The organism is Methylobacterium marchantiae (genome assembly GCF_042679825.1).
In the GTDB taxonomy this organism is placed as follows: domain Bacteria; phylum Pseudomonadota; class Alphaproteobacteria; order Rhizobiales; family Beijerinckiaceae; genus Methylobacterium; species Methylobacterium marchantiae.
The window spans coordinates 136207-160110 of record NZ_JBHTND010000007.1; the positions used below are offsets into that span (position 1 = coordinate 136207).

Consider the following 23904-nt stretch of genomic DNA (forward strand, 5'->3'; position numbering starts at 1 on the left):
CGCTCGTTGGCGTCAAGCAGGCGGCGATCCGAAGAAGACGAGTCTCATGGAGGGTTTACCCGCCGAACCGCTCGGTCCTGATCGTCGCCGGGGCGAGGCCGGCATCCACGAGGAGGTCGGCGGCATGACCGACGAAGCCGTTGGAGCCGCACAGATAGGCGTGGCGCGGTCGGCCGATCCGCTCGAGGGCCTCCGCGATCAGGGCCGCGTCGATCCTCCTGCCGCCGGTCTCGCGCGTGAGGTTGAGCATGAGATCGAAGCCTGCCTCGTCCCGCGCCCGCTGCAGGAGTTCGTCACGGGCCAGGACCTCGCCGGCATCGCGGGCGGAGTAGAGCAGCAGGGCGGGAACATCCGGCGCCCGCACCGCGCGGTGCCTCAGCATCGACAGCAGGGGGACGACGCCCGATCCGCCGCCGACGAGGAGCAGCGGCCCGCCATCCTCCGGGCGCCAGACGAACGAGCCGCCGATGGGCCCCCGCAATTCGATCGTGTCGCCGACCTCCGCCACCGTATCGAAGAATCCGGAGACCTCGCCGTCGGGCAGGCCTTCGATCATCAGGTCTATCCATCCCTCCTCGTTGGGAGCGGAGGCGATGGAGTAGCTGCGCTGGGCCTGATAGCCGTCCGGCGCCGTGAGCCGCACATCCACATGCTGGCCGGCGAGCATGGGCCGGTCGAAGGCGACCCGGAGCCGGAAGTTCTTCACTCGTGCCGTGACGGCGGCGATCGCGACGATCGTGGCCGATCGCCAGGGGAGGGGACGCGCCCCGGGATCAATCACCGGTGAATCGCTGCTCACGCCAGGGATCGCCGTACATGTGATAGCCGCGCAGTTCCCAGAACCCGCCCTCGTCCTTCTTGGTGAAGCGCAGGCCCTTCACCCATTTCGCGCTCTTCCAGAAATACAGATGCGGCACGAGGAGCCGGGCCGGGCCGCCATGGTCGGGCTCGATCGGCTTGCCCTCGTAATGGGTCGCCACCATCGCCTTGGGACCGGCGAGATCGGCCACCGGCACGTTGGTGGTGTAGTCGTCATAGCCCTCCGCGAGCAGGAACTCGGTCGGCGCCGAAATGCCTGCGGCAGCCAGGATGTCGTCGATGCTGACGCCCTCCCAGCCGGTGTCGAACTTCGACCATTTCGTCACGCAGTGGATGTCGCCGCGCCACGCGGTGCGGGGGAGGGCGGAGAATTCCTCCCAATTCCAGCTCTTCAGCGGGCGTGAGCCCTCGCGCAGGGTGAAGCTCCAGCTGTCCAGATCGATGCGTGGGTTCGGTCCGATCTGCAGTACGGGAAAGTCCTGTTCGAGATACTGGCCGGGCGGAAGCCGCTCCCGCGTCGCCTCCGGTGGCCGTCGTCCCGTGAAGCCGCGTGTCGCCATTGCCGTCTCCGTCCGCGCGCCGAGCCTTCCACCTTCCTTCGAGCCTCGGCCCGACCGGGTCAAGCGGTCCCGGCACCGGCCGGACCATCGCCCTCGTCCTGCAGCCGCCCCGGCAGGAGGCCCTCGGCCACGAACAGGATTCCGTCCGGCCGGTACGAGATCTCCGCCGTGCCGTCGATCTCTTGCGAGAGCGCACGCTCGATGAGGCGGGAGCCGAACCCCTTTCGCGTCGGCACCGTGACGGCCGGCCCGCCCGTCTCGTCCCAGACGATGCGGAAGTGATGCGGCGCGGCGCCGTCGAGGAGGCTCCACGCGACATGGACCCGCCCGGTATCGTTCGAGAGGGCCCCGTACTTCACCGCGTTGGTGGCGAGTTCGTGCAGGGCCATGACCAGTGCCAGCGCCCCGCGCGGCGGCAGCCGGATCTCGCCGCCCTCCAGTTCGATACGCGCGCCCCCCTTGCTCTGGAACGGCGCCAGGGCCCGTTCCGCGATATCGGCGATGGACGCGCCGTCCCAGGCTTCCTCGGTCAGGACGTCGTTGGCGGCAGCGAGGGAGACCAGCCGCGCTTCGAGGGCCTCGCCCGCTTCTTCGAGGGAAGGCGCCGTGCGCAGGGTCTGCCTCACGATCGACTGGACGAGGGTGAGGGTGTTCTTGACCCGATGGGTCAACTCGCCGGCGAGCAGGCTGCGATGCTCCTCGTCATGCTTGCGCTCGGTGATGTCGAGGGAGACGCCGGCCATGCTGAGGGGCGTCCCGTCGGCGCGGTAGAAGGTCTGGCCTCGGACATGGACCCAGCGGAGGTCTCCGGACGGTGTGAGGACCCGGTAGTCGATGTCGTAATCGACGTTCTGTTCGATGGAGCGTCGTACCTGTGCCTGCATGCGCTCGCGGTCGCCCGGATGGACCATGCTCAGCAACTCGTCGTAGCGGAACGCCACGTCGGGATCGCGGCCGAAATTCATGCGGCAATGATCCGACGTCTCGAGGTGCCCCTCGACGAGGTCGAGCGTCCACGAGCCGAGCCGCCCGGCGGCGAGGGCGAAGCGAAGGTTGGTCTCGCTGCGCCGCAATTCGAGATCACGGCGCTCGACCTCGGTCTCCAGCGCATCGCGGTCGTTCTGCAGGCGGACGAGCCGATCCTTCTCCAGGGTGACGTCGAACTGGGACGCGAAGAAATACGCGACCTTGCCGTCCGCATCGAAGACCGGCGCGATGAGGAGCCGGTTCCAGAAGACCTCGCCGTTCTTGCGGTGGTTCAGCAGTTCGAGTTCGATCGGAACGCCCTTGTCGAGCGCCTCGCGGATACGGGCGACATCGGCGGGATCGGTCCTCGGACCTTGGAGGAACCGGCAGTTCCGGCCGATGACCTCGTCTCGCGAGAAACCCGTGGCACGCTCGAACGCGGCGTTCACGAAGACGATCGGCATGTCGGGCAGATTCGGGTCGGCAATCACCATCGGCATCCGCGTCGCCCGCAGGGCTGCGGCGAACGGATCGGGCCCGTCCACCGTCCGTGCGATTTCCGACGCGATCCGTTCCTGTTCGGATGTCCGGATCACCGAGCGTCGCTCGGGAGCATCGAAAGTCGCATGCCTCGCCTCGACGTCCAATGTGATCGATCCGTCAGGGCCGGTTCGGAATCACTTCGTCTTACTCTGAGAGCGAACCTGGGCAAGCCGTTACGGCGATGTATCCGTCCGAATGGATACGAAATGATCACTGGCATACTGCGCCTCTACTGTATCTTTCCATACATAGAGGGGCGGCAGATCTCGGGACCGTCCGGGTTTTGGGCAAAGCAAGAGAGCCCTGAACGCGGAACGCCCGCCACGGTCGAACAGGGCGGGCGTCCAATATTTCTCCGGATGGAAGGCTCAGCAGCCCTTGGCGGCATCCGCGGCGGTGGCCTTGCCGTCCTGCTGCTTGGCCACGTCGTCCGGCGACGTCGCCTTGTTGGCACCGACATTGTTCATGGCGCCGACGGTGCCGGGCGACTCGGCCTTTGCACCGGGGCTGACATTGCCGGTGGAGCCCGGCTCGACCTTCGAGCTCTTGTCGTTTGCGCCCATCTTCCCATCCGCGCCGGCCGTCGACCCCGTCGCGCACGGGGCGGCAATGGCCATTGCAGAGCTGAGCATCACGATGGCGCCGGCGCCGACGAGCTTGGAAATCTGTCGCATGTGTTTCTCCAGAAGTGTTTCTGCCTCCACAACACCCGCTCGGCTTCATTCGTTCCCGGATATTTCTGAATTGTCCCGGTTGGAAAAGGACAAATCTCCAAAGAACGATCGAGCCGAGCTTGTCGGAGGCGAGATGCATCGCGATGTTGCTTGGTCACATCATTTTGCGACGCACAAAAACACTGAAATATGCTCTCTTAACGCTCAAGCTTGCTTCCGAGCAAAGCATCGGTCGGCAGAATCAGAGGAGCGAGTTTGTCGGCCACGACCTCGGTGAGAAGAGAGGCGAGACGGTCGACCGCCGGGATGGTCTGCGTCGCGGCCCTGAACAGGCGAAGCGACAGCGACGGCAGTGGCGGCAGTCCCGCCTCGTCCGGATCGAGAGCCATGAGCGTATGCGGCAGGCCGTGAGCGGTGCGGAGGGTCAGGCCGAGGCCTGCCGAGACGGCCGCCCATAGGCCGGTCAGGCCCGGACTGCTGAATGAGACCTGCCAGGGAATTCCCGCCGCATCGAGAGCGGTGAGGGCCGCGTGGCGGAAGATGCACGGCGACCCGAACAGGACGAGGGGGAGGGGACCGTCCGTGCTTCGCGGGAAGCCGTCGCGCGGGCCGATCCAGGCCATCGGCAGGGTTGCGATGCCGACGCCGTCCTGCTCGCGGCCGTCTTCGTCCCAGAGAAGCGCGAGGTCGAGTTCACCGGCGTCGAGACGCGCGCGCAGAATCGCGTTCCGGTCCACATGCACGTCCACCCTGACGCCCGGATGCAGGCGCGCGAAGCGTCCGAGCGTATCCGGAAGCCAGGTCTCGGCGAAATCCTGGGGCAGGCCGACGCGGACCCATCCGGAGAGTGCGGGAGAGCCGAGGGCGCTCAGGGCCGCATCGTTCAGGTCGAGCAGCCTGCGCGCATAGCCGAACAGGATCTCGCCCGCCTCGGTGAGGACGAGCCCACGTCCCCGCTTCTGCACCAGGACATGCCCGACCTGATCCTCCAGCTTGCGCAGCTGCAGACTGATGGCGGAGGGCGAGCGGCCGAGCCGCGCGGCGGCCTTGGCGAAGCTGCCGAGATCGATCCCGACGACGAAGGAGCGCAACACGTCCATATCGAGATTCACCGGAATCATCATTCAGTTTCTCAAAACGATCGCTTTTGAATTACGAGATTTTCCAAACCAAACTGCGTCGTTAGCCTGCCTTGGTCAATCGCGGATCGGTCTGCGATGGCGAGAGCAGGAGAGACGGCCATGCCGTTCGTGAACGTGAAGATCGCAGGTCGGCCATTGGAAGCGGATCAGGTCGGCGTCCTGCACCGTGAGGTGACGGCGCTGATGGCGGAGGTGCTCGGCAAGAAGGTCGAACTCACCGCCGTCCTGATCGAGGAGGTGCCGGCCGCCGCCTGGCAGGTGGGCGCCCGGCCGGTGAGCTGCGCGGCGCATATCGAGGCGGCGGTGACCGCCGGCACCAACAGTCGACGAGAGAAGGCAGACTTCATCGCACGGGCCGACGCCCTGCTGCGTCGTGTGCTCGGCGACGAGCTGCCGCTGGCGAGCTACGTCGTGGTCCACGAGATCGCGGCCGATGCCTGGGGCTATGGCGGGCGGACGCAGGAGCATCGCCGGCTCGCGCGCTGAAGCCGATCGACGCGAACCGTACGGAATCGAACGAAGGCGATATCCGCCGGATCGTTCGGGCGACGTTCACCTGTCCTACTCTAGATGAGGGGAGGAGAGGCCCTTGCCGGCCTCACTGTCGCGTCGAACGAGACCGTAGAGACACCCGAGTGTCTGTCGGCCGCGTCTTTCGCGGCGTAGGACACTCGAGAAGTGATGTCTGCAGCCCCGTGAAGATCGCCCTCCTCGCTCACCTGAAATATCCCATCGCCCAGCCCTTCTCCGGGGGGCTCGAGATGCACACGCATCTGCTCGCGAGCACGTTGCGTGCCCGCGGCCATAAAGTGACGCTCTACGCGTCCGAAGGGTCCGACCCGCGCGGATGCCTCAAGGCGGTGTGCGCCCCGACCGGCAGCGCCATCGACGATGCGTCCGCCCTGCGGATCGACCGCGCCGAACTCGTCGCCTACGAGGCGATGGTGGCGGACGTGGCCCGCGGCGATTTCGACATCATCCACAACAACAGCCTGCATTACCTGCCGCTACTGCGGGCGCGCGACCTCGGTGCACCGATGGTGACGGCGTTGCATACGCCGCCCTTCGAGCCGTTCGTCCGCGGCGTGAAGGCACGGGCGAACGACATGACCTTCGCTGCCGTGTCGGAATCCCTGGCGCGCGAGTGGCTGCCGTTCATCGACGAGCCGCTGGTGATCGGCAACGGCATCGATCTCGATGCCTTCGCCTACTCGGCCGCTCCCAAGGGCGAGCCCCATGCGATCTGGATGGGACGCCTCGTACCCGAGAAGGGCCCGCATCTCGCCATCGATGCGGCGCGCGTCGCCGGCATCCCTCTGAAATTCGCCGGACCGCAGAGCAACCGCGCCTATTGGGACGCCGAGATCGCCCCGCGCCTCGGTTCCGACATCACCTATCTCGGTCATCTCGGCCATGCCGATCTCGCCCGCCGCGTCGGCGAGGCGCATGTGGCCCTGTGCACGCCGCGCTGGGAGGAGCCGTTCGGCCTCGTCCTCGCCGAGTTCCTGGCCTGCGGCACGCCGGTGGCCGCCTTCGCCCGCGGCGCCATTCCCGACATTCTCGACGAGACTTCGGGCGTTCTCGCCCAGGCTGACGACCCGGTGGATCTCGGGCGGGCCTTGTCCCGCGCGATCCGCCTCGACCGGCACGATTGCCGCCGCCGGGCGGAACACCTGTTCGACGTCGACACCATGACCGACCGTTACGAGGCTCTCTATCGCGACGAGATCCGGCGCTGGTCGACTCCCGTCACCCTGCTCCCGGTTCCGGCCGGCGCCCGCGCCACGCTGCTCGACAATGCGTAAGACCGCTCACTCCCTCGGCCGGGCCGTCGTCTGCGTCCCCGCCCGCAACGAGGCGGAGGTCCTTCCCCGCCTCGTCCGCTCCCTCGACCGCCAGATCGGGTCCGGCGATGGCGCCCTGCTGCGCCTCGTCATCCTCGCCAACAACTGCACCGACGAGATGGTCTCGCTGATCCGCGAGATGGAGCGCAACGGCGAGACCCGCCATCTCGATCTTCGCGTGATCGAGGCGACGGTGCCCCGCGAGGTCGCCCATGTGGGCACGGCCCGCCGCATGGCGCTCGATGTCGGCGCCGACTGGCTCGATGCGGAAGGCATCCGCGACGGCGTACTCCTCAGCACCGACGCCGACGCCATCGCGGCGCCCGGCTGGGCGCAGGCCAACCTCGCCGCCCTGGAGAACGCGGAACTCGTCGGCGGCCGTCTCGTCATCGAGACGGAGGAGAGCGAGAGCCGGAGCCCCGAGATCCATGCGCTGCATCGCAGGATCGAGAGCTACTGGGTCGCGGTGCGGGCGCTGGAAGACGCCATCGACCCGCCGGCCCACGATCCGGCGCCCCGCCACGGCGACCACGTGGCGGCGAGCCTTGCCCTCCGTGCCGCGCTCTACCGCCATGTCGGCGGCTTGCCCGCCCTCGCCTGCGGAGAGGACAACGCCCTCGTCGCCAAGGTTCGCCTCGCCGGCGGCCGCGTGCGCCATTGCCCCCATGTCTCGATCTCGGTCTCCGATCGCGGCACCGGCCGGGTCACCGGCGGGATGGCCACCGAGATGGCCCGGCGTGCCCGCGTCGTCGCCGGCACCGAGGCCTATCTCCTGCCTCCCGCCCGTCACTGGCTGGCGGTCATCGAGCGCCAGCGCGCGTTCCGCCTCGCCTGGACCGCTCCGGGCGGCCCGGAAGCCGGTCTGCGCTCGCTCGGCGTCCCGGCGGAGGACATCGCCGCCATCGACCCGGCGACCTGTCCCAACGCCATCGCCTTCGCCGAGCGCCTCGGGGAGAGGGTGGGCGAGATCGGGCCCGAACCGGCGCATGTGCCCCTCGACGAGGCCATCGCGGGGCTCGATGCCCTGCTGGCCCAATTGATCGACAGGCGCACGGCGCGCGTCGCGTGAACGCCGCCGCGTCGAGCCGGCGCCCTGTCGGCTATTACGTCCATCACCAGGGCGCCGGTCACTGGCAGCGCGCGAACCTCATCGCCGCGAGGCTGGACCGGCCGGTGACCCTCATCGGCACGCTGTCGGACATCGATACCTCGGGCGCCAACGGGGCGATCCTAGACCTGCCCGACGACCGGCTCTCGGGCTTCGACGGTCGGGACGGCGAAGCCATCCGTCCGGATTGCTTTCATTACGTCCCCGTGGGGATCGACCGCATCCGCGCGCGGATGGGCCTGCTCGCCGCGTGGATGGCCGAGAACGATCCGGCCCTGCTGATCGTCGACGTGTCGGTGGAGGTGACGCTCCTCGCGAGGCTGATGTCCGTGCCGACCCTCGTGGTGCGCCTGGCCGGCAACCGCACCGATACGCCGCATCTCGAAGCTTTCCGCTCGGCGGAACGTCTGCTCGCTTTCAACCCGCCCGCGATCGAAACGGCGGGGACGCCCGACTGGGTGAGGGCGAAGACGCTCTATGCCGGTTTCCTGGCGGATGCCCCGGTGTCCGGCACGGCCGACGACGGCTCCATCGCGGTCATCTACGGGCGAGGCGGCGCGGGGGGCTCGGCCTCCGACCTCGCGGCCGCGGCCCGCGCCGTGCCCGAGAGGCACTGGCATGTGCTCGGCCCGGTGGAGGCACCGACCACCGAGATCCCGTCGAACCTGCATCTCCATGGCTGGGTCGCCGATACCGGCCCGTTCCTCGACCGCGCCGCCCTCATCGTCGGCGGTGGCGGCGACGGCGTCGTCGCGGCGGTGGCGACGCGGGCGAAGCGGTTCGTCTGCCTGCCGGAACCCCGCGCCTTCGACGAGCAGGTGGCGAAGGCCGAAGCCCTGGCGGCACTCGGCGCGGCGATCGTCCGCCCCACATGGCCGGACGCATCGGAATGGCCGGCCCTCGTCCGCGCGGGGCTCGCCCTCGATCCGGCCGTGATCGGCGGGTTGGTCCAGGCCGACGCCATCGGACGCACGGCCGCGATCATCGAGGACGTCATTCAGGGAATCGAGCGGCGCCGCGCGCCACGGGTTTAGTGCGTCGGGCCTGCCGATTCGGTGTTTCCAAATCGTCTCCTCATTCTGAGAGACGATTCGTGTTCTATTCCCAAGGCTTTACCTCGTCCTAAGGTGCCGCGGCGAAGGGCACCTCAGGATGAGGTGGGTTGGCTGGGATACCCCTGGTTTCGACGTCCAGGAGCGAAGTCTCCACCGGTTCTGCGCGCAAACACCTAGAAAGGCCGTTCCAGCGGCACCCGAGCCGCTTCCATCTCGTCCACCGTCGGCATGCGCAGGATCGTCGGGTCCTCGCGCCAACTAGGCGGGAGCAGGCCGAGGCGCGCGAAGGCATCGAGCCAGCCGTCCATCGGCCAGAGTCCGTGGCGGGCATGGAAGCGGCTCGCGTTGCGGACGATGTCCGAAAAGTGCTGGAGCGGCGGGTCGAAGGCGCCGTGATACTGGTGGTAGGCGTGGCCTCCGGCGCTGAACAGGATCGGGATGCCGGCGGCATCGGCCCGGAAGGCGAGGTCGGTGTCCTCGGCGCCATAGCCGTCGAACGCCTCGTCGAACCCGCCGATCCGGTCGAAGGTCGCGGCCCGGACGCCGAAGGCGAGGGACCAGAACAGGCCGGGATTGTCGGTGCGGGCCAGGCCCGATTTCGGGAAGCTCCGAACCGGATGGGTGTGACCCACCGCGCGTAACCCGGCCTCGGTCCAGCCGTCGTCGACGGCCCTGGCGGGGAGGTAGCTCACCTCGCAGCAGACCAGGCCGTCGGCCTGCGCCAAATCCGCATCGAGGCGGCTCACGAGATCCGCCGAGGGGATGCAATCCACGTCGAGGAAGATCAGGTGATCGCCGAAGGCGGCCCGGCGACCGGCATTGCGGGCGCGGGCCAGCGGCAGGCCTTCGCTGGCGAGGACGATGCGGCGGATGGGAAAACCGTGATCGGCCAGGGGAGCCGGCTCGGCTCCCATCTCGACGACGATGCACTCGGCCGGCGGCGTTCCACGGCCGAGACCTTCGAGGAGCCGTGCGAGATGCGCGTCGCGGCCCTTGTTCAGGGTGATGATCGTCGCGCTCATGCCGCGTCCGCCGGCATCGCAACGAAGATCTCGTAGGGGCCGAGGAAGCGCGCGATCATCTCCGGAGCGAGGCGAAAGCCGGTCGGGTCGTCGGAAATGAGGTCGGTGGTCTGCGAGCGATGGGCCGCGACGGCCCTGGCCTTCGCGGCCACATGGGCGCCGACATCGACCCGGTATCCGACAGGCGGCGGCCCGACTTCGGTTCCCTGGGGCAGGGTCCAGCCCCAGACCGGATAGGCGAAGGCCTTCGTCGCTCCGAGTTGCGGCTGGGCGAGCCGGACAATGGCGGCGGCGGCCTGATGGTCGCAATGGGGATCGTGCGCCCAGGTCACGCAGACCGCGCCGGCATCACTCTCCCTGACCGCTGCCAGCACGGCCTCCGCGGCCGCCTGCGCGACCGGGCCGGCGCTCGGCACGCCCGCGTCGGGCAGGCGCAGGAAGGTGACGTCGGCGGGCGCGAGGCCGAGCGCCGCCACCGCCTCCAGCGTTTCCTCCTCGCGCAGCGCCCGAAGCCGGAGCGGCGGATACAACGCCGAATGCGTATGCGAGCCGCAACCGTCGCTGACGATGACGAGCCGCACGGCGCGGCCGCGGGCACAGGCCTCGGCGATGAGGCCACCGCATCCGAGGCTCTCGTCATCCGGATGCGGGGCGACGACGACGAGGCCACGCCCCTCCGTCAGGGCGTCGAGATCCGCCACGGGCAGGGTTTCGGCGGCGGCGAGAAAGGCATCGGCATGCATGGACGAGAAGATCCTGGTAAAAACGCGGTCGACATAGCCCCATTCCTCCCGACCGGTCCCCCTCATCCTGAGGTGCCGCGCAGCGGCCTCGAAGGAGGCATCCAGAAATCTCGGTGCGAACTGGATGCCTCCTTCGAGGCCTTCGCTTCGATACGGCACCTCAGGATGAGGGGAATGACTGGGAGGTCCTTGGTGGAGAGCGCAGAGTTTACAGACCGAACCGGAATGCCGCCTGAACGGATCATGCCGCGCCGTAGCGCTCGTTCAGGCTGGCGGCGAGCCCGTCGGCGAATTTCGCGGTGGCGACGGGCAGCATCCGGCCGCGCAGCTGGCCGAGGATCAGGGTCATCGGAGGAAGATCGCGCTCGTCGATGGGGCGACTGACGAGGCGTCGGTCGTTGGGGATGCCGCTCGGCACCTGCAGGCTCACCACATCCTCGCGCAGGGCGAGGTTGCGCAGGAACTCGAGCGAGCTCGATTCGACGGCGGGGCGGATGGGTGTCCCCCGGCGTGCCAGTGCGTCGTCGAGATGATGGCGGATCGCCAGCGACCGGTCGGGCAGAGCGAGGGGATGGGTGAGGCATTCCCGCAGCCGCACCGGCCCCTGCTCCTGCGCCAGCGGATGGGATTCCCGCATCACGATGCAGAGCACCTGCCGGCAAGTGAACAGGGCGTGGAGGTCGGCCGAGGGCGGCGGCTGCAGGACGAGGGCGAGATCGGCCTCGAAGGATGCGAGCGCCGCCACGGCCTGGGCGTGGTCGCGCACCTGGACCGTGAACGAGACCTGAGGGAAGCGCGCGCGGTAGGCCCTCACCTCGTCGGGCACCACCTGGTTGACGAAGGCCTGGCTGCAGGCGAGCGCGACATGGCCGCGCCGGACGCCGGACAGGTCGGCGATCTGCGAGCGGACCCGCTCCATGTCGGAGACCTGATCGCGGATATGGCGCACCAGCAACTCTCCGGCCGCGTTGAGGCGCATGCCCTGCGCCAGTCGCTCGAAGATCGGCGTGCCGAGCTCGTATTCGAGATCCTGGATCTGGCGGGTGAGCGCCGAGGGCGTGATGTTCAGGGCCTCCGCCGCCCGGCGGATCGAGCCGCGCCGGGCCACCTCGGAGACATAGGTGAGAGTCCGCAGATGCTTCATGCGCGACGGGTCCACGCGTGAGGAGTGTTGCGAAAATCGCAACGCCATAGTCGCCAAGCAGCACTCGTTTGCAACGGCCCGCCGCCGTAACCTCGGCCCGTTCGCAGCAAAACGGAGCCGGCACAGATGATTCGTCGTCGCACCTTTCTCGCCGGCCTCGGCGCCGGCGCCCTCGTCGGACCCTCGGCCCTGCGGGCCGAGACGCCCACGGTGATCCGGATGGGATCGCTGAAGCTGATCCATTCGATCGCGCCGTATTTCTACGCGCAGTTCGCGCCGCCCGGCGTCACCGTCGAGGTGATCCCGTTCGAGAGCCCGACCGAGTGCAAGAACGCGGTGGTGACGAAGTCGGTGGATTTCGGGACCTTCGGCATCGCCGCCGGCACTTTGGGGGCCGCTGCGGGCGAGCCCATCGTCGTCATTGCTTCCACCTGCAACCGGGGCATGGCCATCGTCGCCAAGACCGGGTCGGGCATCGAGAAGGTCGCCGACCTCAAGGGCAAGCGCGTGGCGATCTGGCCAGGCTCGACCCAGGAGGTCTTCGCCCTGGAGCGCATGCGCATGGAGGGACTGAGCGTGAAAGACATCACGCCGGTGCGCATCTCCTTCAGCGAGATGCACATCGCCCTCGCGCGCGGCGATGTCGACGCCTATGTCGGCGCCGAACCCGCCCCAGGCGTCAGCCTCTCCACCGGCATCGGCACCCTCGTGGAATATCCCTACGGGACCGAGATGGGCTCCCTGAACATGGTGTTCGGCGCCCATCGCGACACGCTGGCCGAGCGGCCGGACGTGGTGAAGACCATGCTGGAGATTCATCGCAAGGGGTCGGATTTCGCGCAGCGCAACCGCGATGCCACCGTAGCGATGGCGGTGCAGAAGCTCGGCCAGAAGCGCGAAGCGATCGAATTGTCCGTGCCCAACGTCGAGTTCAAGTGGAAGCTCGGCGAGACGGAGGTGAAGCAGGCGAAAGCCTATTCCGAGCACATGCTGGCGGCCAAGCAGATCAAGCGCCTGCCCGACTTCTCGACCTTCATCGATACCCGCTTCGTCGACGCGATGAGGGATTCGTGAGCGCCCGGGCCGTTTCCGCCCCGGCGGTGCCGGAGGACGCGCCGCGCCGCGCGCTGCCGAGCCTCGCCAGACTGCGCCAGCCCCTGCTCGCGCTGGCGCTGCCCCTCGCGATGGGTATCGCCTGGCACCTGCTCACGGTCGGCAAGCCCTACAGCCTGATCCCGCCGCCCTCCGAGGTCTGGACGGCGATGGTCGACCTCGCCATGGGCGGGCCGGACGGCGACGCGTTCAGCGGGACGCTGCTGACGCATCTCGTCGCCTCGCTCAGCCGCGTCTTCGGCGGCTTCGGTCTCGCGGCCCTGGCGGCCGTGCCGCTCGGACTGCTCATCGGGCGGGTGCCGCTGGCGCGTCAGGTTCTCGACCCGACCCTGCAGATCCTCCGCCCGGTGCCGGTCACCGCCTGGCTGCCGCTGGCGATGATCCTGTTCGGACTCGGCCCGCGCTCGGCCTACTTTCTGGTCTTCCTCGGCGCGTTCTACCCGATCCTCGTCAACACCATCTTCGGGGTCCGCTCGGTGGAGCCGCGCCTGTTCGAGGCCGCTGCGATGCTCGGCTGTCGCGGCTCGGCGCAGTTCGCCCGCGTGGTGCTGCCCGCGGCCCTGCCGTCGATCTTCACGGGCCTGCGCCTGGGGCTCGGCTTCGCCTGGGTGGTGATCGTGGTCGGCGAGATGACCGGCGTCCCCACCGGCCTCGGCGCGATCATCATGGAGGCGCGCCAGCTCTCGCGCACGGAGATCGTGATCTGCGGGATGATCGTCATCGGCGTCGCCGGCTTCCTCTGCGACCGTGCCGTGATGCTCATCGGCCAGCGCCTTCTCGCCTGGAGTCCGTCCCATGGCTGATGCCACCGTGCCGATCCTCGACATTCGCGGCGTGTCGAAATCCTTCGCCGTCCAGGGCCGCAGCGTCCAGGCCCTCAGCGGCGCCAACCTCACCGTGGCCAAGGGCGAGTTCATCTGCCTGCTCGGCGCCTCGGGCTGCGGCAAGTCCACCTTGCTGCGCATCGTCGCCGGGTTCGAATCCGCCACGGGCGGCGAGGCGCTGATGTGGGGCAAGCCCATCGACGGCCCCGGCCCGAGCCGGGGCATGGTGTTCCAGGATTACGGGCTGTTCCCCTGGCTCACCGTGCGCGACAATATCGGCTTCGGCCCGAAGTCGCGCGGACGGCCGACGGCCGAGATCCGCGATACGGTGGAGCGCTACATCGCCCTCGTCGGGCTCCAGCGTTTCGCCGATGCCTATCCGCACCAGCTCTCCGGCGGCATGAAGCAACGGGTCGCCATCGCGCGGGTGCTGGCGAACGATGCCGAAGTGGTCCTCATGGACGAGCCGTTCGGGGCGCTGGACGCGATGACCCGCGAGCGTCTGCAGGACGAGCTGCTCGACCTGTGGAGCCGGACCGGCTTGACGGTGCTGTTCGTGACCCACGCCATCGAGGAAGCGATCTTCCTCGCCGACCGGGTCGTGGTCATGTCGCCGAGCCCCGGCCGGATCGACGCGATCCACGGCATCGACCTCGCCCGGCGCAGGGACGTGTCGAGCCCGGCCTTCAACGACGTGCGGCGCATGCTCTCCGCCCAGCTCCACAGCCATCACGCCCCCGTGGCGGCATGACGGCGACGGTGTCGCCCCCCGCCGACTGGCGGCGGATGGATCGCGAGACTCTGAGCCGGGCCTACGACAACAGCGGTGCCGTCGCCGACAGTGCGGAACGGCTGGCGGGCTGGCGGGACAGGAGCGCTCGTCTTCGCGCCCGCCACCCGCGTGAGCTCGACCTCGCCTATGGACCGGCCGAGCGGAACCGCGTCGACCTGTTCCGTTGCGGCGCGGTCGATGCGCCGCTCTTCGTCTTCATCCATGGCGGCTACTGGATGCGCAATTCCCGCCAGGACTTCGCCTGCATGGCGGAGGGACCCCTGGCCCACGGGATCGACGTGGCGCTGATGGGCTACACCCTGGCGCCCGAGGCCGGCCTTACCGAGATCGCCGCCGAGATACGGGCCGGCCTTCGCTTCCTGCGTGGACGGGAGGAGGGGAGGGCGCACCGGCGCCTCGTCGTCTCGGGCTGGTCGGCGGGCGGACATCTCGCGGCCCTGGCCATGGGATGGCCGGACGTGGATGCCGGCCTCGCCATCAGCGGCGTGTTCGACCTCGAGCCGATCCGCGGCACCAGTCTCGACGACCGGCTGCACCTGACGGAAGAGGAGGTCGATGCCCTCTCGCCGATCCGGCACGTGCCCCGGCTCGACACGTCGCTCGCCATCGTCTGCGGCGCGAACGAGCTGCCCGAACTGCGCCGGCAATCCTCGGATTACGCGGATGCCTGGCGCCGGCACGGCAACGCGTCGATCTTCACCGAACTGCGCGACCACGACCATTTCTCGATTCTCGACGAGTTGATCCGCCCGGATGGCACCCTGACCGCGCTTGCGTTGCAGTTGGCGCGGGCAGGGGCGAGATAGAAGGCGGAGGCCTTCGGATCTACGCTGATGTAGCAAGTCGGATCAGCCGATGGACGTGTCGCGCAGATACCCCGCTTGAGCCTCCGCCGCACGCCGCGCACTTCTGGCATGGCGGCCGGCGGCCCGTCCTGCCCTGGTCGATCCGGTCTTCGCCGCGAACAGATCAGGGTCGCCCCAGCGTGCGAGCAGAGCCTGGAACGCATCGTGTCGCTCGCGCCGGAACGGGATGCGACGGCCGCGGATGTCCTTGCAGGGATGCGGCGGATGGATGGCACCGCAGGGCACCCAGCCGGACGGGATCGGCGCCGTGGCGGCATGGGTCCGGCCGAGACGCAAGATGTCCGGCAGGATGTGGCTGTGCGGCCCCGACGAGCCCGTGCCCGTGGCAGGCGGAATGGGCGTGAACACCTCGATCCGGCCGATCCGGGTGGCGAAGACGCGATGAGGGCTCGCGGCGACGAGGTGCCGAGCAATCGTCTCGTCGGAGCCGAACAGTGGGTGTCCGCATGCGTCCCGGAGGAGGGCGATCGTCCTCGCGTCCTGCGTCCTGACGCAGGCATCCACGGCCAGCAGTTTCAGACCGAGATCGAACAGGATGCCGTCGCGATCCTCGATCCCGGCCGCATCGCGGTCCGGCCCGAGTTCCGTGATGACGGACCGCCGGTTCATGGCGCAGGATTCCCGCGGCAGGCACATAGCGACGGCATGGTTCCAGTCGGAGGCGAAGCCGGTCTCGTAGGGGACGGGACGCAGACCGGCGGACGAATCGAGGGCGATGGCGCCGCGCGGCGTGACGAGCCCGAGACGGGCGTCGTGCAGCGGTATCGCTTCCTCCTCGGGATCGCGCAGGAAGGCCGCGATGGCGCCGAAACTGCCGAGACTCCACGTCGTCGACGGATCGCGGAGGCAGTCGGCCAGAAAATCCGAGACGGCGGACGCCCGAAGCCTGTCCGAAGACGGGCTCGCCAGGATTCCTGCTTCGGTCTCGTGCTCCATCGCGACAGTTTAGCGGGGCGCGAGCACGCATGCGATCCACGATTCGAGGCGGCACTGATTTTGCTGCGAGGCCGGACGCGCTAGCCTGTTTCGCGACCCTTCGGTCTTGGTTTCGGTCGGGCTGGATCGCCACGCCCGGTCGATCATGGATTTCGACGATGGACCTGAACTCGATCGGCGCCGTCACCGTGCCGCGGACCCGCTCCGACCTGTCCGGCTGGCAGGACGGCGATGCGTGGCTGGCCGGCGGGACGTGGCTGTTCTCCGAGCCCCAGCCGCGCCTGCGCCGCCTCGTCGATCTCTCGCGCCTCGGCTGGCCGCCCCATGACGTGAGCGAGCGCGGTCTCTCCATCGCCGCGACCTGCACCATCGCGGAACTGTTCCGGCTCGACCTGCCGGCGGCCTGGAATGCGGCGCCGCTCTTCGGCCAATGCTGCCGGGCCTTGCTCGGTTCTTTCAAGATCTGGAACATGGCCACGGTCGGCGGAAACATCTGCCTCGCTTTGCCGGCCGCGCCGATGATCGCGCTCGCCACCGCCATGGAGGGGACCTGCCTCGTCTGGACGCCGGACGGCGCCGAGCGCAGCGTCCCGATCGTCGATCTCGTTCTCGGCTCGCAATGCACTTCGCTGGCGCCGGGGGAAATCCTGCGGCGCATCGACCTGCCGATAGCCGCGCTGAAGCGCCGGACCGCCTTCCGCCAGGTCTCCCTCAGCCCGAACGGACGCTCCGGTGCCCTCCTGATCGGCACCCTCGATCCGAGCGGGGCCTTCGCCCTGACGATCACGGCCTCGACCCGCCGACCCCTGCGCCTCGCCTTTCCGGTCCGTCCCGATACGGCGACGCTCGCGGTCGCCATCGCCGACGCGATCCCGGCCGCCCTCTATCACGACGATGTCCACGGCACGCCGGATTGGCGCCGGCACATGACCTTCGCCCTGGCGGAGGAGATCCGGTGCGAGTTCGAGGACGAGACCCGCGCATGATCCTGCACGTCAACGGCCAGGAGCAGGATGCGAGCCCGCGACCGGGCCAATGCCTGCGTACGCTCCTGCGCGAACTCGGCTGGTTCGGGGTCAAGAAGGGCTGCGATGCCGGGGATTGCGGCGCCTGCACGGTGCATCTCGACGGGGAGCCGGTGCATAGCTGCCTGCTGCCGGCCTTTCGCGCCGAGGGGCGCAGCGTCACCACGATCGAAGGGCTCGCCGGCCCATGCGGGCCGGGGGAGGGGCTGCCGGCGCGGTTCCATCCGATGCAGGAGGCCTTCCTCGACGCGCAGGGCTATCAGTGCGGGTTCTGCACGCCTGGAATGATCATGACCGCCGCGGCCCTCGACCAGGGTCAGAAGCGCGATCTCGCCACCGCCCTGAAGGGCAACCTCTGCCGCTGCACCGGCTATGGCGCCATCGGCGACGCCGTCGCGGACGTCGCCCGCGTGGAGCGTCCGGCCGATGACGAGGGCGAATATTGCGGACGCAGCGTCCCGGCGCCGGCCGGGCCGGGGATCGTGTCGGGCAACGCCGCCTTCACCCTCGATCTGGCCGTGCCCGATCTTCTCCACCTGAAGGTGCTGCGCTCGCCCCACGCCCATGCCCGCATTCGGCGGATCGACCGCGCGCGCGCCCTCGCCGTGCCGGGCGTGGTGGCGATCTTCACCCACGAGGACGTGCCGGACAGACGCTTCTCCACCGGGCGTCACGAGAACCCGCTCGACGATGCCCCGGATACGCGGGTGCTCGATTGCATCGTCCGCTTCGTTGGCCAGCGCGTGGCCGCCGTGGTGGCGACGAGCGAGGCCGCGGCCGAGGCCGGCTGCGCGGCGCTGATGGTGGAGTACGAGGTCCGCGATGCGGTGTTCGACCCGGACGAGGCCCTGCAGCGCGAGTCTCCGCTGGTGCATGACGGTGCCGACCGGCCGGGGGAGGACGCTCCTCCGCGCCGGTCGCATCCCAACCTCGCCGGTGAGGTGCATGGCGAGGTCGGCGACGTCGAGGCGGGCTTCGCCGAGGCCGACCTCATCCACGAAGAGGCCTATCACTCGCAGCGCGTGCAGCACGCCCATCTCGAAACCCACGGCGCCGTCGGCTGGCGCGACGACGCGGGGCGCCTCGTCATCCGCTCCAGCACCCAGACGCCGTTTCTCACCCGCGATGCGCTGGCGAGCCTGTTCGATCTCGAGCGCGATGCGGTGCGCGTGGTCTGCGGCCGGGTCGGCGGCGGGTTCGGCGGCAAACAGGAGATGCTGACCGAGGATCTCGTGGCCCTCGCGGTGCTCTCCACGGGGCGCCCGGTGAAATGGGAGATGACCCGCCAGGAGCAGTTCACCGCCACCACCACGCGCCATCCCATGCGGGTGAAGGTGAAGATCGGCGCCCGCCGCGACGGGACGCTGACGGCGATCGCGCTGGATGTCGTGTCCAATACCGGCGCCTACGGCAACCATGCCGGCGGCGTGATCCATCACGGATGCAACGAGGTGATCGGCGTCTATCGCTGCCCCAACAAGCGCGTCGACGGCTACGCGGTCTATACCCACACCCTGCCGAGCGGCGCTTTCCGCGGCTACGGCCTGAGCCAGACCATCTTCGCGGTGGAATCGGCCATGGACGAGCTCGCGCGCGGGCTCGGCCTCGACCCGTTCGAGATGCGCCGCCGCAACGTCGTGCGCCCCGGCGACCCGATGGTGTCGAACAGCCTCGAACCGCATGACGTGGAATACGGCAGCTACGGACTGGACCAGTGCCTCGACCTCGCGGCATCCGCATTGGACGAGCTCGGCCCGCCCGAGACACCCTCGGCCGACTGGCTCGTCGGCAAGGGCATGGCGCTCGCGATGATCGACACGATCCCGCCGCGCGGCCACTTCGCCGAGGCGCGGATCGCGCTCCGGTCGGATGCGACCTACGAACTCAGTGTCGGCACCGCCGAGTTCGGCAACGGCACCACCACCGTCCATGCGCAGATCGCGGCCTCGGCCCTCGGCACCACGCCGGACCGCATCGCCATCCGCCATGGCGATACCGACGGCGTCGGCCACGATACCGGAGCCTATGGATCCACGGGTATCGTGGTGGCCGGACAGGCGACGCTGAAGGCCTGCCTCGCCTTGGCCCAGGCGCTCCGAGACGCGGCCGCCGAGAGAGCAGGGTGCGAGCCTTCCGAATGTCGGCTGCACCGCGACGGCATCGCGACACCGGCCGGGGAGATCGGCCTCGCCGAGATCGTGTCGGAGGGGATCATCGAACGGAGCGCCAGGGCCGACGGGACGCCCCGTTCCGTCGCCTTCAACGTCCAGGGGTTCCGCGTCGCGGTGCATCCGATCAGCGGCGAGGTGCGCATCCTCGACAGCGTGCATGCCGCCGATGCCGGGCGCGTCATCAACCCGATGCAGTGCCGCGGTCAGGTCGAGGGAGGCGTCGCGCAAGCCATCGGCGCGGCTCTATACGAGGCCATGCGGATCGAGGACGAGGGCCAGGTCGTCACGCAGACCTTCCGCAACTACCACATCCCGGCCTTCGCCGACGTGCCGCGGACCCGCGTACTATTCGCCGATACCTATGACAGGGTCGGCCCGCTGGGTGCGAAGTCGATGAGCGAGAGCCCGTTCAACCCCATCGCCCCGGCCCTCGCCAACGCGATCCGCGACGCGACGGGAGCTCGGCTCACCGCGACGCCCTTCGCGCCGGACCGCATCTACCTCGCGGTCATGGATGCTCTCGGCGGCTCCGGGAAATCCAACTGAGACCTGCCTGTCGAGTCATGATTCAGTGCGAAATCCCAGGCTTCGGTGTCGGGTGGGGATCAATTCGAGGTCTTATGACGACCATCCCATTGCGCGGCCACTGCCCCGTATGTGCTGACTGCGTAAGGCATTGCAAAAGTAAACAAGACTTTAGTCCAGTTTATTGCCGCATCTCCAAACAGTGCATCTCCCTGATTGATCAAATTCAGCACAGTCCCAACCACAACGGCAACCTTCAAGGAACGTGCCGGCACGCCATTGTTGACCGCATAAAACAGAACCAGGCGCCAACCTTTTTGATGAGGCTCACTCATCATCAGCAGTCTCTTCTATAAACGTATTGATTTTTGCTCTGTCAATCATAACAATTTTAAGTGACGCAGTTTATCGAACTGTCTTCGATCATTTCTTTATCTTAGGCGTTTTAGTGATTAAATGATCGTCGGTGCCTCTCTCTTTTAGCGCGAAGTCATATAATTCATTCGACTGCGCTGGGCTTGCGTCATTTCCATCCGACAGAGCGAAGAATGCGGCGCGAACGATCTCTTTCTTGGTGGTCTCGGGGTGCTTCTCTCGCACGGCGGCGATCAACTCCTTCGGCTTGATACCGGGGGAGGCAACCAGACGAAGGGTGGAAGCAATTTCAGCGAGCGAAGGCATGTCGTGACCAATGAGGCTCGGGCGATGTCGGAGTGACGCCGCAGAGTAGGCCCTTCTTGATCTGGATTGCCATGACAACCCGATGACGGTCTGCTGCTGTGCACGTGTTGCAACGCAACCACCACGGATGCCCGACGCCCAGATATGATGCTGACGTTCCTTTTCTGAGACCGGAACATGCACCTCGGGCGCGACCATCGGTTTGATGGCGCGCCTTTTTTTGCGCTCGACTCAAAGAAGAAAGGCGGCACGAGAGATGCCGCTGCCGAGTCGTTTTTCCAACTGACCCAAGACAATCTAACGCCGTCGGTCCGCCCCGAAACATCCGATCTTCGCCCTCGTCCGGCATAAGGAAATGTCAGAGAACCGCCTCGATCAGACCGAGGTTCTTGGCTTCCTCGGCCTCGATGTACCAATTGTAGGGTGCCTTCTCGATGACCTCGTCGAGGGTGACCTGCGAGCCGATGACGAGATTGGCGAATCCCTCGTTCTGGATCTCGATGGAGCACTCGATCTCGTGCAGCGTCGCCTTGAGCGTGGCGATGCAGGTGGTGAGCGGGCCGTGGATCTCGAGCTTCTTCGCCATCTTGCGCTCGTGGATCATCAGGCGCGTGCCGCGGGTGAGATAGCGGTTGGAGCGGGCGAAGAAGCTCATGAAGGTGGTGCCGGCCGAGTAGATCGCGGCCTTGCCGAGGAAGACGAACCGGCGCTCCGGGGTGACCTCGCTAGCAAAGCGGATGTCCTCGCCCATCATCCGCGCGACCTCCGGGTCGCCTCCGAGGGTCGTGAGTTCGACGACCACGAGGTCCAACTCGGAGGCGGCGTCGAACTGGCGCCTGAAATCCCGATACATGTCATAATCGACCGGGCCGGAGAGCAGGATGGCGGGACCCTTGAAGGCGGGGGCGGAAAGCGGCGTGTTGTCCATCATCGATCCTCGGCCAAAGTGAATGTCGGGAGGCGCTCCCCGCATGGCTCGTGCCGGATCAAGACGTGCCGGGCGGTTCCGTGGTTGCGCCCATCGAGCAAAATTCCCGCCGTCGCGCGCCGACGGTCCGACCATTGGACGATCTGGACTTTCGGGCCCGCCGGGCCTATATCCGACCTGCGTTTGATGACCGGTTCGTAATAACGTTTCAGGACCCGGAGGGCAGTACTTCGGCGCCTCCACCAAAAGCGCATCGTGATGCGCTTCTGATGGGGGCGAAATAGGATCGACTGGGCGGTAAAGGGATCGCGAGAGCGTCGGTAAGGACTCGACCGGTTTGGCGCAGGCAACCCCTGTTCCAAGTATTTGGCCAAAACTCTAAATGCCAACGATAACGTTGTCATGGATGCCCGCCTCGCGGCGTAAGCATCTTGCGGTAGGGTAACCGTCGAAACAGAACCCGGGGCTTCGGCCCCGGGACCCACCCTTCTTCATGACTTCGGAAGCGTAGTGGTCAGTCCTGGCAATGCCGGTGAAGGACCTTTCGGCGTTTCTTCTCCATCCGCTCTAAGGCGCCCGGCATTCGTGCAGGATGCGCCAGCATGGACTCCACCAGATTAGCCGCATCATCGACGTCGCGCGGGCGGTGCGAGAGCGCACATGCGTTCCTTGGAGCCCTTCCAGGCTGTTGTTGCCGGAACGGCCTGCGCTACTTGGCTCCAGCAGGGAAAGTTCTTCGCCATCGAGCGTTTGCCGGAGGCTGATCGTAGCCTCGCGAGGGACTTCCGCGACACGATCCGATGGATGGCTACGTCTTTGGAACAGGCTCGGAGAACGCCATGTATGGCCCTGACGACCTCGAACTCAACCGGCGCGATCTGATGGCGGGCGCCTCCGCCTGCGCCGTCGCGACGGCGTGCCCTTCCGCAAGTTGGGCCGCCGCCCCGGCTTCCTCCGAGCCGGTCATGTCCAAGGTGTCGTTCACGGTGAACGGGACGGCACACGAGATCGACCTCGATACCCGCACGACCCTCCTCGACGCCGTGCGCGAGCACCTCCACCTCACTGGCGCCAAGAAGGGCTGCGACCACGGGCAGTGCGGGGCCTGTACGATGATCGTCGATGGGCGACGCATCAATTCCTGCCTGACCCTCGCGGTCATGCACCAGGGCGACGCCATCACGACGATCGAAGGGTTGGGCAAGCCCGGCGACCTGCACCCGATGCAGGCGGCCTTCGTCAAGCATGACGGCTACCAGTGCGGATTCTGCACGCCCGGCCAGATCTGCTCCGGCGTCGCCGTCCTCGACGAGATCAAGGCCGGCATCCCGAGCCACATCACCGCCGACCTCACCGCGACCGCAGCGGTCACGGCGGACGAGATCCGCGAGCGCATGAGCGGCAACATCTGTCGCTGCGGCGCCTATTCGAACATCGTCGATGCCATGACGGAAGTCGCGGGGAGGCAGGCATGAAGTCCTTCAGCTACGAGCGCGCCGCTTCACCCGCAGAGGCCGCCGCGGCGGTCGCGCGCGTGCCGGGCGCGAAATTCATCGCCGGCGGCACCAATCTGCTCGACCTGATGAAGCTGCAGATCGAGACGCCGACCCATCTCGTCGACGTCAACGGCCTGGATCTCGACAAGATCGAGCCGACGGAGGAGGGGGGGCTGCGCATCGGCGCCCTGGTGCGCAACACCGATCTCGCCGCCGACCTTCGTGTGCGGCGCGGCTACGGCGTGTTGAGCCGGGCGTTGCTCGCCGGCGCGTCAGGCCAGCTTCGCAACAAGGCGACGACGGCCGGCAACCTGCTTCAGCGCACCCGGTGCCCGTATTTCTACGATACCGCGCAGCCCTGCAACAAACGTCAGCCGGGCAGCGGATGCTCGGCCATCGGCGGCATCAGCCGGCAACTCGCGGTGGTGGGGGCCAGCGAGGCCTGCATCGCCACCCATCCCGGCGACATGGCGGTGGCCATGCGCGTCCTCGACGCCACGGTCGAGACGGTGAATGCCAAGGGTACGGCGCGGACGATCCCGATCGCCGACTTTCACCGCCTGCCCGGTGACACGCCGCAGATCGAGACGAGCCTGCAGCCGGGCGAACTCATCACCGCCGTGACGCTGCCGAAGCCCGTCGCGGGGATGCATGTCTACCGCAAGGTCCGCGATCGCGCGTCCTACGCTTTCGCGCTGATCTCGATCGCCGGAATCGTCCAGCGCGACGGGAGCGGGCGCATCGCCGTCGGCGGCGTCGCTCCGAAGCCGTGGCGTGACGAGGCCGCCGAGGCGGAGCTGCCGAAGGGCGCCAAGGCCGTGTCCGAGCGGCTGTTCGCCGGGGCGAAGCCGACCCACGACAACGCCTACAAGCTGAAGCTCACGGAGCGCGCGCTCAGCGCCGTTCTGTCCGAAGCGAGGGCCTGA

24 protein-coding genes and 1 other RNA gene are annotated in these 23904 nt (G+C 67.8%); 13 read left to right on the plus strand and 12 right to left on the minus strand.

Annotation, left to right across the window (positions count from 1 at the left end):
* Positions 1–55: 55 nt before the first annotated feature.
* The 5 genes from ACFQ4G_RS07465 to ACFQ4G_RS07485 form a co-directional block, all read right to left on the minus strand.
* Positions 56–799, minus strand: a complete 744-nt coding sequence (locus tag ACFQ4G_RS07465) for an FAD-binding oxidoreductase (RefSeq protein ID WP_379039996.1) — start codon at positions 797–799, stop codon at positions 56–58.
* A complete protein-coding gene (locus ACFQ4G_RS07470; RefSeq protein WP_238204960.1) occupies positions 774–1379 on the minus strand; it encodes a sulfite oxidase-like oxidoreductase in 606 nt (201 codons plus the stop codon). Before ACFQ4G_RS07470 ends, ACFQ4G_RS07465 begins: the two co-directional genes overlap by 26 nt.
* 59 nt (positions 1380–1438) lie before the next feature.
* Positions 1439–2941 (minus strand): HWE histidine kinase domain-containing protein, encoded by a 1503-nt coding sequence (locus ACFQ4G_RS07475; RefSeq protein ID WP_238204967.1) that lies wholly within the window; start codon positions 2939–2941, stop codon positions 1439–1441.
* A gap of 315 nt (positions 2942–3256) precedes the next feature.
* A complete protein-coding gene (locus ACFQ4G_RS07480) occupies positions 3257–3562 on the minus strand; it encodes a hypothetical protein (protein WP_238204968.1) in 306 nt (101 codons plus the stop codon).
* Positions 3563–3759: 197 nt separating this feature from the next.
* Positions 3760–4686 carry a LysR substrate-binding domain-containing protein gene (locus ACFQ4G_RS07485; protein ID WP_379039999.1) on the minus strand — a complete coding sequence of 309 codons (927 nt, stop codon included), beginning with the start codon at positions 4684–4686 and terminating at the stop codon, positions 3760–3762.
* 117 nt (positions 4687–4803) lie between these two features.
* Between ACFQ4G_RS07485 and ACFQ4G_RS07490 the strand changes: the two genes are divergently transcribed.
* The 4 genes from ACFQ4G_RS07490 (at position 4804) to ACFQ4G_RS07505 (ending at position 8690) form a co-directional block, all read left to right on the plus strand.
* On the plus strand, positions 4804–5190 hold the full coding sequence (locus ACFQ4G_RS07490) for a tautomerase family protein (RefSeq protein WP_238204969.1): 387 nt from the start codon (positions 4804–4806) through the stop codon (positions 5188–5190).
* 209 nt (positions 5191–5399) lie between these two features.
* Positions 5400–6509 (plus strand): glycosyltransferase family 4 protein, encoded by a 1110-nt coding sequence (locus tag ACFQ4G_RS07495; protein WP_238204970.1) that lies wholly within the window; start codon positions 5400–5402, stop codon positions 6507–6509.
* Entirely contained in the window at positions 6502–7617 is a 1116-nt protein-coding gene (locus ACFQ4G_RS07500; RefSeq protein WP_238204972.1) for a glycosyltransferase, read from the plus strand. Before ACFQ4G_RS07495 ends, ACFQ4G_RS07500 begins: the two co-directional genes overlap by 8 nt.
* Entirely contained in the window at positions 7614–8690 is a 1077-nt protein-coding gene (locus tag ACFQ4G_RS07505; protein WP_238204974.1) for a glycosyltransferase, read from the plus strand. Before ACFQ4G_RS07500 ends, ACFQ4G_RS07505 begins: the two co-directional genes overlap by 4 nt.
* Before the next feature lie 194 nt (positions 8691–8884).
* On the opposite strand, the gene ACFQ4G_RS07510 is transcribed toward ACFQ4G_RS07505, so the two are convergent.
* The 3 genes from ACFQ4G_RS07510 to ACFQ4G_RS07520 form a co-directional block, all read right to left on the minus strand.
* A complete protein-coding gene (locus ACFQ4G_RS07510; protein ID WP_238204976.1) occupies positions 8885–9733 on the minus strand; it encodes a glycosyltransferase family 2 protein in 849 nt (282 codons plus the stop codon).
* On the minus strand, positions 9730–10476 hold the full coding sequence (locus tag ACFQ4G_RS07515; protein WP_238204978.1) for a PIG-L deacetylase family protein: 747 nt from the start codon (positions 10474–10476) through the stop codon (positions 9730–9732). Before ACFQ4G_RS07515 ends, ACFQ4G_RS07510 begins: the two co-directional genes overlap by 4 nt.
* Before the next feature lie 241 nt (positions 10477–10717).
* Entirely contained in the window at positions 10718–11620 is a 903-nt protein-coding gene (locus ACFQ4G_RS07520; protein WP_238204980.1) for a LysR family transcriptional regulator, read from the minus strand.
* A 126-nt stretch (positions 11621–11746) separates the two neighbouring features.
* On the opposite strand from ACFQ4G_RS07520, the gene ACFQ4G_RS07525 reads away from it, so the two are divergent.
* From ACFQ4G_RS07525 to ACFQ4G_RS07540, 4 genes are read left to right on the plus strand one after another with little or no spacing between them, the layout of a single operon-like run.
* Positions 11747–12694 carry an ABC transporter substrate-binding protein gene (locus tag ACFQ4G_RS07525; RefSeq protein WP_238204982.1) on the plus strand — a complete coding sequence of 316 codons (948 nt, stop codon included), beginning with the start codon at positions 11747–11749 and terminating at the stop codon, positions 12692–12694.
* Positions 12691–13536, plus strand: a complete 846-nt coding sequence (locus ACFQ4G_RS07530) for an ABC transporter permease (protein WP_238204983.1) — start codon at positions 12691–12693, stop codon at positions 13534–13536. Before ACFQ4G_RS07525 ends, ACFQ4G_RS07530 begins: the two co-directional genes overlap by 4 nt.
* Entirely contained in the window at positions 13529–14308 is a 780-nt protein-coding gene (locus ACFQ4G_RS07535) for an ABC transporter ATP-binding protein (RefSeq protein WP_238204992.1), read from the plus strand. Before ACFQ4G_RS07530 ends, ACFQ4G_RS07535 begins: the two co-directional genes overlap by 8 nt.
* Positions 14309–14343: 35 nt before the next feature.
* A complete protein-coding gene (locus ACFQ4G_RS07540) occupies positions 14344–15156 on the plus strand; it encodes an alpha/beta hydrolase (RefSeq protein WP_379040004.1) in 813 nt (270 codons plus the stop codon).
* Between the two features lie 42 nt (positions 15157–15198).
* On the opposite strand, the gene ACFQ4G_RS07545 is transcribed toward ACFQ4G_RS07540, so the two are convergent.
* Positions 15199–16152, minus strand: coding sequence for a DUF6925 family protein (locus ACFQ4G_RS07545; protein ID WP_238204996.1), 954 nt, complete (start codon positions 16150–16152; stop codon positions 15199–15201).
* 158 nt (positions 16153–16310) lie between these two features.
* Here ACFQ4G_RS07545 and ACFQ4G_RS07550 point away from each other — a divergent pair, with 158 nt between their 5' ends.
* Together ACFQ4G_RS07550 and ACFQ4G_RS07555 are read left to right on the plus strand one after the other, a co-directional pair.
* Entirely contained in the window at positions 16311–17138 is an 828-nt protein-coding gene (locus ACFQ4G_RS07550) for an FAD binding domain-containing protein (protein ID WP_238204998.1), read from the plus strand.
* Complete coding sequence (locus ACFQ4G_RS07555; protein ID WP_238204999.1) at positions 17135–19894, plus strand: molybdopterin-dependent oxidoreductase; 2760 nt, start codon at positions 17135–17137, stop codon at positions 19892–19894. The genes ACFQ4G_RS07550 and ACFQ4G_RS07555 overlap by 4 nt, the downstream gene beginning before the upstream one ends.
* 59 nt (positions 19895–19953) lie before the next feature.
* On the opposite strand, the gene nrtS is transcribed toward ACFQ4G_RS07555, so the two are convergent.
* The 3 genes from nrtS to ACFQ4G_RS07570 all read right to left on the minus strand — a co-directional run bounded on the left by nrtS (position 19954) and on the right by ACFQ4G_RS07570 (position 21482).
* Entirely contained in the window at positions 19954–20211 is a 258-nt protein-coding gene (gene nrtS / locus ACFQ4G_RS07560; RefSeq protein ID WP_238205000.1) for a nitrate/nitrite transporter NrtS, read from the minus strand.
* A gap of 85 nt (positions 20212–20296) precedes the next feature.
* On the minus strand, positions 20297–20752 hold the full coding sequence (locus ACFQ4G_RS07565; RefSeq protein WP_238205001.1) for a hypothetical protein: 456 nt from the start codon (positions 20750–20752) through the stop codon (positions 20297–20299).
* Positions 20753–20912: 160 nt separating this feature from the next.
* On the minus strand, positions 20913–21482 hold the full coding sequence (locus ACFQ4G_RS07570) for a peptidase S14 (RefSeq protein WP_379040012.1): 570 nt from the start codon (positions 21480–21482) through the stop codon (positions 20913–20915).
* A gap of 140 nt (positions 21483–21622) precedes the next feature.
* Here ACFQ4G_RS07570 and ssrA point away from each other — a divergent pair.
* The 3 genes from ssrA to ACFQ4G_RS07585 all read left to right on the plus strand — a co-directional run bounded on the left by ssrA (position 21623) and on the right by ACFQ4G_RS07585 (position 23904).
* Positions 21623–21950, plus strand: a transfer-messenger RNA (tmRNA) gene (gene ssrA, locus ACFQ4G_RS07575).
* A gap of 371 nt (positions 21951–22321) precedes the next feature.
* Positions 22322–22957 carry an aldehyde dehydrogenase iron-sulfur subunit PaoA gene (gene paoA, locus ACFQ4G_RS07580; protein WP_238205003.1) on the plus strand — a complete coding sequence of 212 codons (636 nt, stop codon included), beginning with the start codon at positions 22322–22324 and terminating at the stop codon, positions 22955–22957.
* On the plus strand, positions 22954–23904 hold the full coding sequence (locus ACFQ4G_RS07585; RefSeq protein WP_238205004.1) for an FAD binding domain-containing protein: 951 nt from the start codon (positions 22954–22956) through the stop codon (positions 23902–23904). The genes paoA and ACFQ4G_RS07585 overlap by 4 nt, the downstream gene beginning before the upstream one ends.

Excerpts from the sequence above, each read along its gene's own strand:
- paoA (WP_238205003.1), top strand. The coding sequence starts at position 22,322 with ATGTATGGCCCTGACGACCTCGAACTCAACCGGCGCGATCTGATGGCG.
- ACFQ4G_RS07555 (WP_238204999.1), top strand. The coding sequence starts at position 17,135 with ATGATCCTGCACGTCAACGGCCAGGAGCAGGATGCGAGCCCGCGACCG.
- ACFQ4G_RS07515 (WP_238204978.1), bottom strand. The coding sequence starts at position 10,476 with ATGCATGCCGATGCCTTTCTCGCCGCCGCCGAAACCCTGCCCGTGGCG.
- ACFQ4G_RS07570 (WP_379040012.1), bottom strand. The coding sequence starts at position 21,482 with ATGGACAACACGCCGCTTTCCGCCCCCGCCTTCAAGGGTCCCGCCATC.
- ACFQ4G_RS07545 (WP_238204996.1), bottom strand. The coding sequence starts at position 16,152 with ATGGAGCACGAGACCGAAGCAGGAATCCTGGCGAGCCCGTCTTCGGAC.
- ACFQ4G_RS07550 (WP_238204998.1), top strand. The coding sequence starts at position 16,311 with ATGGACCTGAACTCGATCGGCGCCGTCACCGTGCCGCGGACCCGCTCC.
- ACFQ4G_RS07520 (WP_238204980.1), bottom strand. The coding sequence starts at position 11,620 with ATGAAGCATCTGCGGACTCTCACCTATGTCTCCGAGGTGGCCCGGCGC.
- nrtS (WP_238205000.1), bottom strand. The coding sequence starts at position 20,211 with ATGATGAGTGAGCCTCATCAAAAAGGTTGGCGCCTGGTTCTGTTTTAT.
- ACFQ4G_RS07485 (WP_379039999.1), bottom strand. The coding sequence starts at position 4,686 with ATGATGATTCCGGTGAATCTCGATATGGACGTGTTGCGCTCCTTCGTC.
- ACFQ4G_RS07565 (WP_238205001.1), bottom strand. The coding sequence starts at position 20,752 with ATGGTCGCGCCCGAGGTGCATGTTCCGGTCTCAGAAAAGGAACGTCAG.
- ACFQ4G_RS07585 (WP_238205004.1), top strand. The coding sequence starts at position 22,954 with ATGAAGTCCTTCAGCTACGAGCGCGCCGCTTCACCCGCAGAGGCCGCC.
- ACFQ4G_RS07470 (WP_238204960.1), bottom strand. The coding sequence starts at position 1,379 with ATGGCGACACGCGGCTTCACGGGACGACGGCCACCGGAGGCGACGCGG.
- ACFQ4G_RS07525 (WP_238204982.1), top strand. The coding sequence starts at position 11,747 with ATGATTCGTCGTCGCACCTTTCTCGCCGGCCTCGGCGCCGGCGCCCTC.
- ACFQ4G_RS07500 (WP_238204972.1), top strand. The coding sequence starts at position 6,502 with ATGCGTAAGACCGCTCACTCCCTCGGCCGGGCCGTCGTCTGCGTCCCC.
- ACFQ4G_RS07480 (WP_238204968.1), bottom strand. The coding sequence starts at position 3,562 with ATGCGACAGATTTCCAAGCTCGTCGGCGCCGGCGCCATCGTGATGCTC.
- ACFQ4G_RS07535 (WP_238204992.1), top strand. The coding sequence starts at position 13,529 with ATGGCTGATGCCACCGTGCCGATCCTCGACATTCGCGGCGTGTCGAAA.
- ACFQ4G_RS07490 (WP_238204969.1), top strand. The coding sequence starts at position 4,804 with ATGCCGTTCGTGAACGTGAAGATCGCAGGTCGGCCATTGGAAGCGGAT.
- ACFQ4G_RS07510 (WP_238204976.1), bottom strand. The coding sequence starts at position 9,733 with ATGAGCGCGACGATCATCACCCTGAACAAGGGCCGCGACGCGCATCTC.
- ACFQ4G_RS07540 (WP_379040004.1), top strand. The coding sequence starts at position 14,344 with ATGGATCGCGAGACTCTGAGCCGGGCCTACGACAACAGCGGTGCCGTC.